We start from the raw sequence: 15185 nt of genomic DNA, 5'->3' as shown, positions 1-15185 counted from the left end.
GCGCCAGCTAACCATCCGCTGGTCGTTCAGCGCCTGCCAGAGGATCCGTTGTGCAAAAAAAATTAGACTCGCTGCTTGCGGTAGCAGGCATTGAGCTGCCCGATCAGCAGAAACAGCAGCTGCTGGGCTATGTCGGCATGCTGGATAAATGGAACAAGGCTTATAACCTCACGTCGGTGCGCGATCCGCAGCAAATGCTGGTGCGCCACATCCTCGACAGCATCGTGGTCAACCCGCATCTGCAGGGCTCGCGTTTTATCGATGTCGGTACCGGCCCCGGCTTGCCGGGCATTCCGCTGGCGATCGTGCGCCCGGACGCGCATTTCACGCTGCTCGACAGCCTGGGTAAGCGTGTGCGTTTCCTGCGTCAGGTGCAGCATGAGCTGGGCCTGAACAATATCGAGCCGGTGCAGAGCCGCGTTGAGGAGTTTCCGGCCGAGCCACCGTTCGATGGCGTGATCAGCCGCGCGTTCGCTTCGCTGCAGGATATGCTGTCCTGGTGCCATCATCTGCCGGCGAAAGGGCAGGGGCGTTTTTACGCGTTGAAAGGCGTGCGCCCGGATGAAGAGCTGACGCAGCTGCCTGCAGGCGTTAGCCTGGAGTCTATCGTGCGGCTGCAGGTGCCTGAACTGGAAGGCGAACGCCATCTGGTGATTCTTAAGGCAAACTGAGTTTGCTTTTGATCAAACAAGCGTGAATTAAAGGCAGTACCAGGCAGAAAGATAAGCAGGCTAATTAGTTGGTCGCTTTTTTTAGTTAATTTACTTCCTATTAACACAAAAAACGCGGCTAATTAGCGACAATAGAGTAATTGCATTTGGAAATAGTCACGTTAGCAATCATGTGCGAAAGATTGGCGTTTGCTGCTAATGTTAATTGGCTGTTGGAATATTGCCCCGCTGCTTGTCAATAAAAGGTTTTCATCGGGTATACGGATTGTTTTTGAACAGTTAACTGATAATGTTTTGATTTATATAATCTTTTGATCGCTCAAATTGCTAAAGACGGTTTGGTTGACCATCGGCTATAAATCAGGAAGGGACATTACTGTGATCGGCTTCGCGTTTCTAAACGCAACGCTGGAATAATCAGACAATTAAATGCGCCCTATTATTCCGACCGTTTTCTTGTGAAAATAGGCTGGAATAGGGAAATTTAAATAATTGTTCACCTTTTCGCTACTTATCGATTGAATTCGTTGGTATGCCCCGTATAATTTGCTCGTTTTTTGCTGCTTGACTCAGGACAGCAAAAACAGTTGTATACGTCACTCAGCATACCCCCTCTGGGGTACGGAGAGAACAAACGTCATGTCTGTGTCCCTTTACAGCGGGAAAGTCGCACGCAAACTGCTGTTTTTGCAGTTAATGACTTTTGTTCTGATCAGCGTTGCTTTCTGGCTGAAAAGCCCGGAATGGAGCGCTTCGGCGCTGGCAGGCGGTCTCGCCGCCTGGTTGCCGAGTGCAATGTTTATGCTGTTTGCCTTGCGCCATCAGGCGCAAACGCCGGCGCCCGGTAGGGTTGCCTGGTCGTTCGCCATCGGCGAGGGGCTAAAGGTCGTGATCACCATCGTTTTGCTGATCGTGGCGCTGGGGGTGTTCAAGGCGGAGTTTATACCGCTTGGCCTGACCTATTTAGCGGTGTTAGTGGTGCAGATAGTGGCACCGGCCGTGATTAACAGTTACCGAACTTAACTAAATAAGGGTAAGAGGCATCATGTCTGCAGGAGAAGTCTTGACTCCACAGGAGTATATCGGTCACCACCTGACGCAGCTTCAGGTCGGGACTGGGTTTTGGTCGATTAACCTCGACTCGATGTTTTTCTCCGTCGTCCTCGGGGCGCTCTTCCTGGTGATCTTCCGCAAAGTGGCCAAAAACGCCACCAGCGGCGTGCCGGGTAAACTGCAAACCGCCGTGGAGCTGGTGGTCGGTTTCGTCGACAGCAGCGTGCGCGATATGTACCACGGCAAGAGCAAGGTCATTGCGCCGTTGGCACTGACCGTGTTCGTCTGGGTGTTCCTGATGAACCTGATGGACCTTATCCCGGTTGACTTCCTGCCTTATCTCGGCACCCACGTTCTCGGTCTGCCTGCGCTGCGCGTCGTGCCTACCGCCGACGTGAACGTCACGCTGTCTATGGCGCTGGGCGTGTTTATCCTGATTCTGTTCTATAGCATCAAAATGAAAGGCGTTGGCGGGTTCGTTAAAGAGTTGACCATGCAGCCGTTCAACCACCCTGTATTCATTCCTATCAACCTGATTCTTGAAGGTGTCAGCCTGCTGTCCAAACCTGTTTCACTGGGTCTGCGACTGTTCGGCAACATGTATGCGGGTGAGTTGATCTTCATCCTGATTGCCGGCCTGTTGCCGTGGTGGTCACAGTGGGTCCTGAGCTTGCCTTGGGCTATTTTCCACATCCTGATCATTACGCTTCAAGCCTTTATTTTCATGGTTCTGACGATCGTCTATCTGTCGATGGCGTCTGAAGAGCACTGATTTTCTTAAAACACTTGCACTTTTAAACTGAAACAAACTGGAGACTGTCATGGAAAACCTGAGTATGGATCTGCTGTACATGGCTGCCGCTGTGATGATGGGTTTAGCGGCAATCGGTGCTGCGATCGGTATCGGCATCCTGGGTGGTAAATTCTTGGAAGGCGCTGCTCGTCAGCCTGACCTGATTCCTCTGCTGCGTACACAGTTCTTTATCGTTATGGGTCTGGTCGACGCCATCCCGATGATCGCTGTAGGTCTGGGTCTGTACGTGATGTTCGCCGTCGCGTAAGTAGAGTAACCCTCTACGACGTAACCAAACTATTAACTTTTAAAGAGGCATTGTGCTGTGAATCTTAACGCAACAATCCTCGGCCAGGCCATCGCGTTCGTTCTGTTTGTCTGGTTCTGCATGAAGTACGTATGGCCGCCGATCATGGCTGCCATCGAGAAACGTCAGAAAGAAATCGCTGACGGCCTCGCTTCTGCAGAGCGTGCCAAAAAAGATCTGGACTTAGCGCAAGCCAATGCGACCGACCAGCTGAAAACTGCTAAAGCAGAAGCTCAGGTGATCATCGAGCAAGCGAACAAACGCAAAGCTCAGATCATGGATGAAGCGAAAGCCGAAGCCGAGCAGGAACGTAACAAAATCGTGGCGCAGGCTCAGGCTGAGATCGAAGCCGAACGTAAGCGCGCTCGTGAAGAGTTGCGTAAGCAAGTCGCGATGCTGGCAATTGCCGGCGCCGAGAAGATCATCGAACGTTCCGTGGATGAAGCTGCTAACAGCGACATCGTTGATAAACTGGTCGCTGAACTGTAAGGAGGGAGGGGCTGATGTCTGAATTTGTAACTGTAGCTCGCCCCTACGCCAAAGCAGCTTTTGACTTTGCCGTTGAGCACCAAAGCGTAGAGCGCTGGCAGGAAATGCTGGCGTTTGCGGCTGAAGTCACTCGCAATGAACAGATTTCTGAACTGCTGTCTGGCGCGGTCGCGCCAGAAACGCTGTCCAAGACGTTCATCGCGGTTTGTGGCGATCGGCTCGACGAACATGGCCAGAACTTTATCCGTGTAATGGCCGAAAATGGACGTTTACTGGTTCTTCCTGCCGTGCTGCAGCAGTTCATCGAACTGCGCGCCTCGCTGGAATCCACCGTCGAAGTCGAAGTGCTCTCTGCGAGCGCGCTGAGCGACGAACAGCAGGCGAAAATCGCCGCTGCGATGGAAAAACGTCTGTCACGCAAAGTTAAGCTGAATTGCAAAATTGACAAGTCTGTACTGGCCGGCATCGTTGTTCGCGCCGGCGATATGGTGATTGATGGCAGCGTTCGCGGTCGTCTTGAACGCCTGACAGACGTCTTGCAGTCTTAAGGGGACTGGAGCATGCAACTGAATTCCACCGAAATCAGCGAACTGATCAAGCAGCGCATTGCTCAGTTCAATGTAGTGAGCGAAGCTCACAATGAAGGTACTATCGTTTCCGTCAGCGACGGGATCATCCGCGTACACGGCCTGGCCGAAGTTATGCAGGGCGAAATGATCGCGCTGCCTGGCAACCGTTACGCAATCGCATTGAACCTGGAGCGCGACTCCGTAGGTGCCGTGGTTATGGGTCCGTACGCGGATCTGGCCGAAGGCATGAAGGTTAAATGCACCGGCCGTATCCTGGAAGTTCCAGTCGGTCGTGGTCTGCTGGGCCGCGTAGTTAACACCCTGGGTGCACCAATCGACGGCAAAGGCCCGATTGAGAACGATGGCTTCTCTCCGGTAGAAGCTATCGCGCCAGGCGTTATCGAGCGTCAGTCCGTTGATCAGCCGGTTCAGACTGGCTACAAATCCGTTGACGCCATGATTCCAATCGGCCGTGGCCAGCGTGAGCTGGTGATCGGTGACCGTCAGACCGGTAAAACCGCGCTGGCGATCGATGCGATCATCAACCAACGCGACTCCGGCATCAAATGCGTTTACGTGGCTATCGGCCAGAAAGCGTCCACCATCGCTAACGTGGTGCGCAAACTGGAAGAGCACGGCGCACTGGCCAACACCATCGTGGTGGTGGCGACCGCTTCCGAATCCGCTGCACTGCAATACCTGGCGCCATACGCCGGTTGCGCAATGGGTGAATACTTCCGTGACCGCGGTGAAGATGCGCTGATCGTGTACGATGACCTGTCCAAACAGGCCGTTGCTTACCGCCAGATTTCCCTGCTGCTTCGTCGTCCGCCAGGTCGTGAAGCTTACCCAGGCGACGTATTCTACCTGCACTCCCGCTTGCTGGAGCGTGCAGCGCGCGTTAACGCCGAATACGTTGAAGCCTTCACCAAAGGTGAAGTTAAAGGCCAAACCGGTTCACTGACCGCTCTGCCGATCATTGAAACCCAGGCGGGTGACGTTTCCGCGTTCGTTCCGACCAACGTAATCTCGATTACCGATGGTCAGATCTTCCTGGAATCCAACCTGTTCAACTCCGGTATTCGTCCGGCAGTTAACCCGGGTATCTCCGTATCCCGTGTTGGTGGCGCCGCGCAGACCAAGATCATGAAGAAACTGTCCGGTGGTATCCGTACCGCGCTGGCGCAGTATCGTGAGCTGGCTGCGTTCTCCCAGTTCGCCTCCGATCTGGACGACGCGACCCGCAAACAGCTGAGCCACGGTCAGAAAGTGACCGAGCTGCTGAAACAGAAACAGTATGCGCCGATGTCGGTTGCACAACAGTCTCTGGTGCTGTTTGCCGCAGAACGCGGTTACCTGAACGACGTCGAAGTCGCCAAAGTGGTGAGCTTCGAAGCCGCGCTGGTCGCCTATGCGGACCGCGAGCACGCCGAACTGCTGAACCACATCAACCAAACTGGCAACTTCAATGATGAGATCGAGGGCAAGTTGAAAGACATCCTCGAGACCTTCAAGAAAACCCAGTCCTGGTAACGCCGAACGGTCCTGCTGTTGAAAGACAGCAGGCCGTCTGGCACTGAGGAGAAGCAGAGATGGCCGGCGCAAAAGAGATACGTAGTAAGATCGCTAGCGTGCAAAACACGCAAAAGATCACTAAAGCGATGGAAATGGTCGCCGCCTCCAAAATGCGTAAATCGCAGGATCGCATGGCGGCCAGCCGTCCTTATGCAGAGACCATGCGCAAAGTGATTGGTCACCTTGCGTTAGGGAATCTGGAGTACAAGCACCCGTACCTGGATGAGCGTGACGTTAAGCGCGTCGGGTATCTGGTGGTGTCTACTGACCGTGGTCTCTGCGGCGGCTTGAACATCAACCTGTTCAAAAAGCTGCTGGCGGAGATGAAAGCCTGGTCCGAAAAAGGCGTCGAAACCGATTTGGCGCTGATTGGCTCTAAAGCGGCCTCTTTCTTTGGTTCCGTGGGCGGCAACGTGGTTGCCCAGGTGACCGGCATGGGGGACAAACCTTCCCTGTCGGATCTGATCGGGCCGGTGAAAGTGATGCTGCAGGCCTACGACGAAGGTCGTTTGGACAAGCTGTACATTGTCAGCAACAAATTTGTTAATACGATGTCCCAAGAGCCACAGGTGCTTCAGCTGCTGCCGTTACCGCCAGCCGATGACGAAGAGCTGAAGAAAACGCCTTGGGATTACCTGTATGAACCCGATCCAAAAGTGCTGCTTGATACCTTGCTGCGCCGCTATGTGGAGTCGCAGGTTTATCAGGGCGTCGTGGAAAACCTGGCCAGCGAGCAGGCCGCACGAATGGTCGCGATGAAAGCCGCAACCGATAACGGCGGTAGCCTGATCAAAGAGCTGCAGTTGGTATACAACAAGGCGCGTCAGGCCAGCATCACTCAGGAACTCACCGAGATCGTTTCGGGAGCCTCCGCGGTTTAAGCTAGGTTTACGAATTACGTAGAGGATTCAAGATGGCTACTGGAAAGATTATCCAGGTAATCGGCGCCGTGGTGGACGTCGAGTTCCCTCAGGATGCCGTACCAAAAGTGTACGATGCCCTTGAGGTAGAAAACGGCACCGAAAAACTGGTGTTGGAAGTTCAGCAACAGCTGGGCGGTGGCGTGGTTCGCTGTATCGCAATGGGGACCTCCGACGGTCTGCGTCGCGGTCTGAAAGTGAACAACCTGGACCACCCGATTGAAGTGCCGGTGGGTAAAGCTACCCTGGGCCGTATCATGAACGTATTGGGTCAACCGATCGACATGAAAGGCGACATCGGCGAAGAAGAGCGTTGGGCGATTCACCGCGCGGCGCCAAGCTACGAAGAGCTGTCCAGCTCCCAGGAGCTGCTGGAAACCGGTATCAAGGTAATGGACCTGATTTGTCCATTCGCCAAGGGCGGTAAAGTCGGTCTGTTCGGCGGTGCGGGCGTGGGTAAAACCGTAAACATGATGGAGCTGATCCGTAACATCGCGATCGAGCACTCCGGTTATTCTGTGTTTGCGGGCGTGGGCGAGCGTACTCGTGAGGGTAACGACTTCTACCACGAAATGACCGACTCCAACGTTCTGGACAAAGTATCCCTGGTTTACGGCCAGATGAACGAGCCACCAGGTAACCGTCTGCGCGTTGCGCTGACCGGTCTGACCATGGCGGAGAAATTCCGTGACGAAGGCCGTGACGTTCTGCTGTTCGTTGACAACATCTACCGTTACACCCTGGCCGGTACCGAAGTGTCCGCACTTCTGGGCCGTATGCCATCCGCGGTAGGTTATCAGCCAACGCTGGCGGAAGAGATGGGCGTTCTGCAAGAACGTATCACCTCGACCAAGACCGGTTCCATCACTTCCGTACAGGCCGTTTACGTTCCTGCGGATGACTTGACTGACCCGTCACCAGCCACCACCTTTGCGCACTTGGACGCAACCGTGGTACTGAGCCGTAACATCGCTTCTCTGGGTATCTACCCGGCCGTTGACCCGCTGGATTCCACCAGCCGTCAGCTGGATCCGCTGGTTGTTGGCCAGGAGCACTACGACGTAGCGCGTGGCGTGCAGTCCATTCTGCAACGCTACCAGGAACTGAAAGATATCATCGCGATCCTGGGTATGGACGAGCTGTCTGAAGAAGACAAACTGGTCGTATCCCGTGCGCGTAAGATCCAACGCTTCCTGTCTCAGCCGTTCTTCGTGGCAGAAGTCTTCACCGGTTCTCCGGGCAAGTTCGTATCGCTGAAAGACACCATCCGTGGTTTCAAAGGCATTATGGACGGCGACTATGACCACCTGCCGGAGCAGGCGTTCTACATGGTTGGCACCATTGAAGAAGCAGTGGAAAAAGCCAAGAAACTGTAACGCCTTGAGAGGAGGGTGATATGGCTATGACTTACCATCTGGATGTAGTCAGCGCGGAAAAACAGATGTTTTCCGGCCTGGTGCAGAAGATCCAGGTGACAGGCAGCGAAGGTGAACTGGGGATCTTCCCTGGCCATGCGCCGCTGCTGACTGCCATCAAGCCTGGCATGGTGCGTATTGTTAAACAGCACGGTGAAGAAGAGTTCATCTACCTGTCCGGCGGCATCCTCGAGGTGCAGCCGAGCGTGGTTACCGTGCTGGCGGACACTGCTATCCGTGGTACTGACCTCGACGAAGCGAGAGCGTTGGAAGCTAAGCGTAAAGCTGAAGAACACATTCGCAGCTCTCATGGCGATGTCGACTATGCTCAGGCATCCGCTGAACTGGCGAAAGCGATCGCAAAACTGCGCGTTATCGAGCTCACCAGAAAAGCGATGTAATGTTTGGGTGCAAAGCACCCAACTTTAAGAAAGCGGCCTATAGGGTCGCTTTTTTTTTACTTTAAAATAAGCATTTCAGCCCGGCGGACAGTGTGGTGTATAACCCCTGATATCGGGAAATAAACGTCGCCGATCGCCGACAGTTTTTTCGTCCCGACGCCGAATTGGCCGCGATAGCGGCAGGCCAAGGCCCACGCGGTCTGCACCGGGTTCGTGCAGAGAAATATGTAGTAATATCGTCGCTAAACGGTTTTACTTTCGTCTATCAAAATGGAGTTATCAGGTTGCTTATGTCGAACAGCGCAATGAGCGTGGTTATCCTCGCCGCGGGCAAGGGAACACGCATGTATTCCGATCTTCCCAAGGTCTTACATCCGTTGGCCGGCAAGCCGATGGTGCAACACGTCATTGATGCCGCGATGAAACTGGGCGCGCAACATGTCCACCTGGTATACGGCCACGGCGGCGATCTGCTGAAGAGTACGTTGACTGACGGCGCGCTGAACTGGGTGCTGCAGGCCGAGCAACTGGGTACCGGCCATGCGATGCAGCAGGCCGCGCCGCACTTTGCCGACGATGAAGACGTGCTGATGCTGTACGGTGACGTGCCGTTGATCTCCGTGGATACGCTGCAACGCCTGCTGGCGGCCAAGCCGCAGGGCGGTATCGGGCTGCTGACGGTCAAGCTGGACGATCCGAGCGGTTACGGCCGCATCGTGCGCGAGCAGGGCAACGTGGTGGGCATCGTCGAACACAAGGATGCCAGCGAGGCGCAGCGCCAGATTAACGAGATCAATACCGGCATCCTGGTGGCGAACGGGCGCGATCTGAAGCGCTGGCTGGGGATGTTGAATAACGACAACGCGCAGGGTGAGTTCTACATCACCGATATCATTGCGTTGGCCCATGCCGACGGCAAGAAAATCGAAACCGTGCACCCGTCGCGTTTGAGTGAAGTGGAAGGCGTGAACAACCGCCTGCAGCTGGCGACCCTGGAGCGCGTCTTCCAGTCGGAACAGTCTGAAAAGCTGCTGTTGGCCGGCGTGATGTTGCTGGATCCGGCGCGTTTCGATCTGCGCGGGGAACTTGTTCATGGCCGCGACATCACTATTGATGCGAATGTGATTATCGAAGGTCACGTCAAGCTGGGCGACCGGGTGAAAATCGGCGCCGGCTGCGTGCTGAAAAACTGCGTGATTGGCGATGACTGCGAGATCAGCCCTTACAGCGTGCTGGAAGACAGCGTGCTGGAGGCTGACTGCACCGTGGGGCCGTTCGCCCGCCTGCGCCCAGGCGCGGAGCTGGCGGCAGGGGCTCACGTCGGCAACTTCGTGGAAATGAAAAAGGCGCGTCTGGGTAAAGGCTCCAAGGCCGGCCACCTCAGCTATCTGGGCGATGCCGAAATCGGCGATGACGTGAATATCGGCGCCGGCACCATCACCTGCAACTACGATGGCGCCAACAAGCACAAGACGGTGATCGGCGACGGCGTATTCGTCGGTTCCGATACTCAGCTGGTGGCGCCGGTGTCGGTCGGCAAAGGCTCCACCATCGCCGCCGGCACCACGGTGACGCGCGATATCGCCGAGAACGAACTGGTGCTGAGCCGCGTCAAGCAGGTGCACATTCAGGGCTGGCAACGTCCGGTGAAGAAGAAGTCATAGTGTGTTTTGCGTTGGGCTCCGTTCACGAGCCCAATACAAAACATAATAACCCCCACCATCTACAGGCTCGGGGGACGCACGGTAAAAACCGGCAAAAATCAGGTCAAGGCATCGAAAGCGCCCATGAAGGGCGTTCATTAGGAATACAACTGATGTGTGGAATTGTAGGCGCAGTAGCGCAACGTGATATCGCAGAAATCCTGTTGGAAGGTTTACGCCGTCTCGAGTACCGCGGTTATGACTCCGCCGGTCTGGCGGTGGTCGACGCGCAGGGCAACGTCAGCCGCCTGCGCCGCGTAGGCAAGGTGCAAAAACTGGCCGAAGCAGCGGAGCAGACCGATCTACACGGCGGTACCGGCATCGCTCACACCCGTTGGGCAACGCACGGTGAACCTACTGAGGCGAACGCGCACCCGCATGTTTCCGACTACATTACCGTGGTGCATAACGGCATCATCGAAAACCACGAACCGCTGCGCGAACTGTTGATCGAACGCGGTTATCGCTTCAGCTCCGAAACCGACACCGAAGTGATTGCGCACCTGGTGCACTGGGAACAACTGCAAGGCGGTACGCTGCTGGAAGTGGTTCAGCGCGTGATCCCACAGCTGCGCGGCGCCTACGGCACCGTGGTGATGGACAGCCGCGATCCGAGCGTATTGGTCGCGGCGCGCTCCGGCAGCCCGTTGGTTATCGGCCGCGGCGTCGGGGAAAACTTCATCGCTTCCGATCAGCTGGCGCTGCTGCCGGTCACCCGCCGCTTCATCTTCCTGGAAGAAGGCGACGTGGTGGAAGTGACTCGCCGCACCGTCAACATCTTCGACAAGCAGGGCAACGCCATCGAGCGCCCTGAGATCGAATCCCAGGTGCAGTATGACGCCGGCGACAAGGGCGCTTACCGTCACTACATGCAAAAAGAGATCTACGAACAGCCGCTGGCGCTGAAAAACACCCTGGAAGGGCGTTTCAGCCATGGCCAAATCAACCTGAGCGAGCTGGGCCCGCGCGCCGATGAGCTGTTGGCCAAGGTGCAGCACGTGCAGATTATCGCCTGTGGCACTTCTTATCACTCCGGTATGGTGGCGCGTTACTGGTTCGAAGCGCTGGCCGGCGTGCCGTGCGACGTCGAGATCGCCTCCGAATTCCGTTACCGCAAATCGGCGGTGCGTCCGGGCAGCCTGATCATCACCCTGTCGCAGTCCGGCGAAACCGCCGATACCCTGGCGGCGCTGCGCCTGTCCAAAGAGCTGGGTTATCTCGGTTCGCTGGCCGTTTGTAACGTTGCGGGCTCTTCGCTGGTGCGCGAATCCGATCTGGCGTTGATGACCAAGGCCGGCACGGAAATCGGCGTAGCCTCGACCAAGGCCTTCACCACGCAGCTCACCGTGCTGCTGATGCTGGTGGCGCGCCTGGGCCGCCTGAAAGGCATGGCAGAAAGCGTGGAGCAGGAGATCGTGCACGGCCTGCAGGCGCTGCCGGCGCGCATCGAGCAGATGCTGTCGATGGATAAAGAGATCGAAGCGCTGGCGGAAGGCTTCTCTGACAAGCACCATGCGCTGTTCCTCGGCCGCGGCGATCAGTATCCGATCGCCATGGAAGGGGCGCTGAAGCTGAAAGAGATCTCCTATATTCATGCCGAAGCTTATGCGGCGGGCGAGCTGAAACACGGCCCGCTGGCGCTGATCGACGCCGATATGCCGGTGATTGTGGTGGCACCGAACAACGAACTGCTGGAAAAGCTGAAGTCCAACATTGAAGAAGTGCGCGCGCGCGGCGGCCAGCTGTACGTGTTCGCCGATCAGGACGCCGGCTTCGTCAGCAGCGAAGGCATGACCATCATTCCTCTGCCGCACGTCGAGGAAATCGTGGCGCCGATCTTCTACACCGTGCCGTTGCAGCTGCTGTCTTACCACGTGGCGCTGATCAAAGGCACCGACGTTGACCAGCCGCGCAATCTGGCGAAGTCTGTCACCGTAGAGTAATCTGCCGCAGGTAAACTGCAAAAGCCGGCCTTAGTGCCGGCTTTTTTCATGAGTAACGCGAAAGATGACAGCGGCGCCGATTCAGGGATAAACGTTGTCATATTCAAGCGGATAGGGCGTGGCCAAACGGTTTTTTTATTGCTTGGCAATTGCGCTGTTTTTGATTTAACTAATTGATTTTTATGTAAATTATCACCCCTCAAATGCACTGTAATATAACTGTCATATTGCGTACATTTTTCTGTCACCAAACTGTCCTATTTTCCCTCCTGCAGCAATACTTACTCTGATTAAAACGACTCGAAGTCGATTTTAAATATCCCATTAGGAGGGATTATGAAACTGATGCGTACCACCGTCGCCAGTATTGTGGCAGCGACCTTCTCCCTGACCGCCGTGTCCGCGTTCGCTGCTGCCAGCCTGACCGGTGCAGGTGCGACATTCCCCGCTCCGGTTTACGCCAAGTGGGCAGATTCTTATCAGAAAGAAACCGGCAACAAAGTTAACTATCAGGGCATCGGCTCCTCTGGCGGCGTGAAGCAAATCGTGGCCAACACCGTTGACTTTGGCGCCTCCGACGCCCCGCTGTCTGACGACAAGCTGGCGGCCGACGGCCTGTTCCAGTTCCCGACCGTGATTGGCGGCGTGGTGCTGGCCGTGAATATCCCGGGCATTAAATCCGGCGAACTGACTCTGGACGGTAAAACCCTGGGCGATATCTACCTGGGCAACGTCAAAAAATGGAACGACCCGGCTATCACCAAGCTGAACCCAGGCGTGAAACTGCCTGATCAGAACATCGCCGTGGTACGCCGCGCCGATGGTTCCGGCACCTCGTTCGTGTTCACCAGCTACCTGTCCAAGGCCAACGCGCAGTGGAAAGAAAAGATTGGCGCCGGTTCTACCGTTAACTGGCCGACCGGTCTGGGCGGCAAAGGCAACGACGGCATCGCCGCCTTCGTTCAGCGTCTGCCAGGCTCTATCGGCTACGTAGAATACGCTTACGCCAAGCAGAACAACCTGGCTTATACCAAGCTGGTTTCCGCCGACGGTAAACCGGTCAGCCCGACTGAAGAGAGCTTCAGCAACGCGGCCAAAGGCGTGGATTGGAGCAAGACCTTCGCTCAGGATCTGACAGACCAGAAAGGCGACAACGTGTGGCCAATCACCTCCACCACCTTCATCCTGGTGCACAAAGAGCAGAAAAATCCTGCTCAGGGTGCCGAAGTGCTGAAGTTCTTCGACTGGGCTTACAAAACCGGCGCCAAGCAGGCGAACGAGCTGGATTACGCCACCCTGCCGAAAGAAGTGGTTGAGCAGGTGCGCGCGGCCTGGAAAACCAACGTAAAAGACAGTTCAGGTAAAGCGCTGTACTAACAACGCAGGGGCGCGGGTTCGCCGCGCCCCACACAGTTCTTCAGGCTCCGATCCCGGTTGGGGCTGCCAGGGTTCAAACAGAGAGTAATCTATGGCTGAGTACAAGCCGACCATCAAAGCACCGGGCAAAAACGGTGACATCATTTTCAGCGCGCTGGTGAGACTGGCTGCGCTGATTACCCTATTGTTGCTGGGCGGCATTATCGTTTCGCTGATCTTCGCCTCCTGGCCAAGCATGCAGAAATTCGGCTTCGCTTTCCTGTGGACCAAAGAGTGGGACGCGCCGGCGGAGCAGTTCGGCGCGTTGGTGCCGATCTACGGTACCGTGGTCACCTCGCTTATCGCGCTGATCATCGCCGTGCCGGTGAGCTTCGGCATCGCGCTGTTCCTGACCGAACTGGCGCCGAACTGGTTGAAGCGGCCGCTGGGCATCGCCATTGAGCTGCTGGCGGCCATCCCGAGCATCGTCTACGGCATGTGGGGCCTGTTCGTGTTCGCCCCGCTGTTCGCCGAATACTTCCAGACGCCGGTGGGCGAAGTGCTGTCGGGCATTCCGATCGTCGGCGAGCTGTTCTCCGGCCCGGCCTTCGGCATCGGCATTCTGGCCGCCGGGGTGATCCTGGCGATCATGATCATTCCTTACATCGCCGCGGTCATGCGCGACGTGTTCGAACAGACGCCGGTGATGATGAAAGAGTCGGCCTACGGCATCGGTTGCACCACCTGGGAAGTCATCTGGCGCATCGTGCTGCCGTTCACCAAAAACGGCGTCATCGGCGGCGTGATGTTGGGCCTGGGCCGCGCGCTGGGGGAAACCATGGCGGTGACCTTTATCATCGGTAACACCTACCAGCTCGACAGCGCTTCGCTGTACATGCCGGGCAACAGTATCACCTCGGCGCTGGCCAACGAATTCGCCGAAGCCGAGTCCGGCGTGCACACCGCCGCGTTGATGGAGCTGGGTCTGATTCTGTTTGTTATCACCTTTATCGTGCTGGCGCTGTCGAAACTGATGATCATGCGTCTGGCCAAGAATGAGGGGCGTTAACATGGCGACGATGGATATGCAAAACGCAGTCGTTCTGGCGGAAAGCCGCCGCAAAATGCAGGCCTGGCGCCGGCAGAAAAACCGCCTCGCGCTATTCCTGTCGATGGCGACCATGGCGTTCGGGCTGTTCTGGTTGATCTGGATCCTGATCGCCACCGTCACCAAAGGCTTCGACGGTATGTCGCTGGCGCTGTTCACCGAAATGACCCCGCCGCCGAATACCGCGGGCGGCGGCTTGGCCAACGCCATCGCCGGCAGCGGCCTGTTGATCCTGTGGGCGACCATCTTCGGTACGCCGCTGGGCATCATGGCCGGCATCTACCTGGCGGAATACGGCCGTAAATCCTGGCTGGCGGAAGTGATCCGCTTTATCAACGATATCCTGCTGTCCGCACCGTCGATCGTGGTGGGCCTGTTCGTTTACACCATCGTGGTGGCGAAGATGGAACACTTCTCCGGCTGGGCCGGCATCGTGGCGCTGGCGCTGCTGCAGGTGCCGATCGTCATTCGCACCACCGAAAACATGCTGAAGCTGGTACCGGATACGCTGCGCGAGGCCGCGTATGCCCTGGGTACACCGAAATGGCGCATGATTTCTGCCATCACGCTGAAGGCGTCGGTGTCCGGCATCATCACCGGCGTGCTGCTGGCGATTGCGCGCATCGCGGGGGAAACCGCACCGCTGCTGTTCACCTCGCTGTCGAACCAGTTCTGGAGCACCGACCTGATGCAGCCGATCGCCAACCTGCCGGTGACCATCTTCAAATTCGCCATGAGCCCGTTCGCCGAATGGCAACAGCTGGCCTGGGCCGGGGTGCTGTTGATCACCCTGTGCGTACTGTTACTGAATATCCTGGCGCGCGTGATTTTCGCCAAGAAAAAGCATTCATAAAATTTTGAGCGCCGCTTTGGCGGCGCTGA

The 15185-nt window shown here is 56.4% G+C and carries 15 protein-coding genes; all 15 read left to right on the top strand.

The window, feature by feature from the left end:
* The first annotated feature begins 50 nt into the window (after positions 1-50).
* The 15 genes from rsmG to pstA all read left to right on the top strand — a co-directional run bounded on the left by rsmG (position 51) and on the right by pstA (position 15156).
* Positions 51-671 carry a 16S rRNA (guanine(527)-N(7))-methyltransferase RsmG gene (gene rsmG, locus AWX27_RS18865; RefSeq protein ID WP_060424379.1) on the top strand — a complete coding sequence of 207 codons (621 nt, stop codon included), beginning with the start codon at positions 51-53 and terminating at the stop codon, positions 669-671.
* Between the two features lie 639 nt (positions 672-1310).
* Positions 1311-1694, top strand: coding sequence for a F0F1 ATP synthase subunit I (gene atpI, locus AWX27_RS18860; RefSeq protein WP_004933796.1), 384 nt, complete (start codon positions 1311-1313; stop codon positions 1692-1694).
* A gap of 22 nt (positions 1695-1716) precedes the next feature.
* On the top strand, positions 1717-2496 hold the full coding sequence (gene atpB, locus AWX27_RS18855) for a F0F1 ATP synthase subunit A (RefSeq protein ID WP_025160299.1): 780 nt from the start codon (positions 1717-1719) through the stop codon (positions 2494-2496).
* 49 nt (positions 2497-2545) lie between these two features.
* Entirely contained in the window at positions 2546-2785 is a 240-nt protein-coding gene (gene atpE / locus AWX27_RS18850) for a F0F1 ATP synthase subunit C (RefSeq protein WP_004093904.1), read from the top strand.
* A gap of 57 nt (positions 2786-2842) precedes the next feature.
* Positions 2843-3313, top strand: a complete 471-nt coding sequence (atpF, locus tag AWX27_RS18845) for a F0F1 ATP synthase subunit B (protein ID WP_004933804.1) — start codon at positions 2843-2845, stop codon at positions 3311-3313.
* A 14-nt stretch (positions 3314-3327) separates the two neighbouring features.
* The gene (gene atpH, locus AWX27_RS18840; RefSeq protein WP_033649565.1) at positions 3328-3861 is read left to right on the top strand and encodes a F0F1 ATP synthase subunit delta; all 534 of its coding nucleotides are present in this window, start codon (positions 3328-3330) and stop codon (positions 3859-3861) included.
* Between the two features lie 12 nt (positions 3862-3873).
* The gene (gene atpA / locus AWX27_RS18835) at positions 3874-5415 is read left to right on the top strand and encodes a F0F1 ATP synthase subunit alpha (protein WP_004933808.1); all 1542 of its coding nucleotides are present in this window, start codon (positions 3874-3876) and stop codon (positions 5413-5415) included.
* A 59-nt stretch (positions 5416-5474) separates the two neighbouring features.
* Entirely contained in the window at positions 5475-6338 is an 864-nt protein-coding gene (gene atpG / locus AWX27_RS18830; RefSeq protein WP_004933811.1) for a F0F1 ATP synthase subunit gamma, read from the top strand.
* Between the two features lie 32 nt (positions 6339-6370).
* Positions 6371-7753, top strand: coding sequence for a F0F1 ATP synthase subunit beta (gene atpD / locus AWX27_RS18825; protein WP_004933813.1), 1383 nt, complete (start codon positions 6371-6373; stop codon positions 7751-7753).
* 20 nt (positions 7754-7773) lie between these two features.
* Positions 7774-8193 (top strand): F0F1 ATP synthase subunit epsilon, encoded by a 420-nt coding sequence (locus AWX27_RS18820; RefSeq protein WP_004933814.1) that lies wholly within the window; start codon positions 7774-7776, stop codon positions 8191-8193.
* Between the two features lie 290 nt (positions 8194-8483).
* Positions 8484-9857 (top strand): bifunctional UDP-N-acetylglucosamine diphosphorylase/glucosamine-1-phosphate N-acetyltransferase GlmU, encoded by a 1374-nt coding sequence (gene glmU, locus AWX27_RS18815; protein WP_038876038.1) that lies wholly within the window; start codon positions 8484-8486, stop codon positions 9855-9857.
* 152 nt (positions 9858-10009) lie between these two features.
* Entirely contained in the window at positions 10010-11839 is a 1830-nt protein-coding gene (glmS, locus tag AWX27_RS18810) for a glutamine--fructose-6-phosphate transaminase (isomerizing) (RefSeq protein ID WP_060424377.1), read from the top strand.
* 336 nt (positions 11840-12175) lie between these two features.
* Positions 12176-13216, top strand: coding sequence for a phosphate ABC transporter substrate-binding protein PstS (gene pstS, locus AWX27_RS18805; RefSeq protein WP_060424375.1), 1041 nt, complete (start codon positions 12176-12178; stop codon positions 13214-13216).
* Positions 13217-13307: 91 nt separating this feature from the next.
* The gene (gene pstC / locus AWX27_RS18800) at positions 13308-14264 is read left to right on the top strand and encodes a phosphate ABC transporter permease PstC (RefSeq protein WP_004933822.1); all 957 of its coding nucleotides are present in this window, start codon (positions 13308-13310) and stop codon (positions 14262-14264) included.
* A 1-nt stretch (position 14265) separates the two neighbouring features.
* On the top strand, positions 14266-15156 hold the full coding sequence (gene pstA, locus AWX27_RS18795) for a phosphate ABC transporter permease PstA (protein ID WP_019455481.1): 891 nt from the start codon (positions 14266-14268) through the stop codon (positions 15154-15156).
* Positions 15157-15185 lie beyond the last annotated feature (29 nt).

Origin of the sequence: Serratia sp. 2880STDY5682894 (assembly GCF_001537385.1) — a bacterium.
GTDB classification, from domain to species: Bacteria; Pseudomonadota; Gammaproteobacteria; order Enterobacterales; family Enterobacteriaceae; genus Serratia; species Serratia nevei.
The sequence above is the reverse complement of the archived record's forward strand: the minus strand, read 5'-3'. Positions and strand labels throughout refer to the sequence as shown.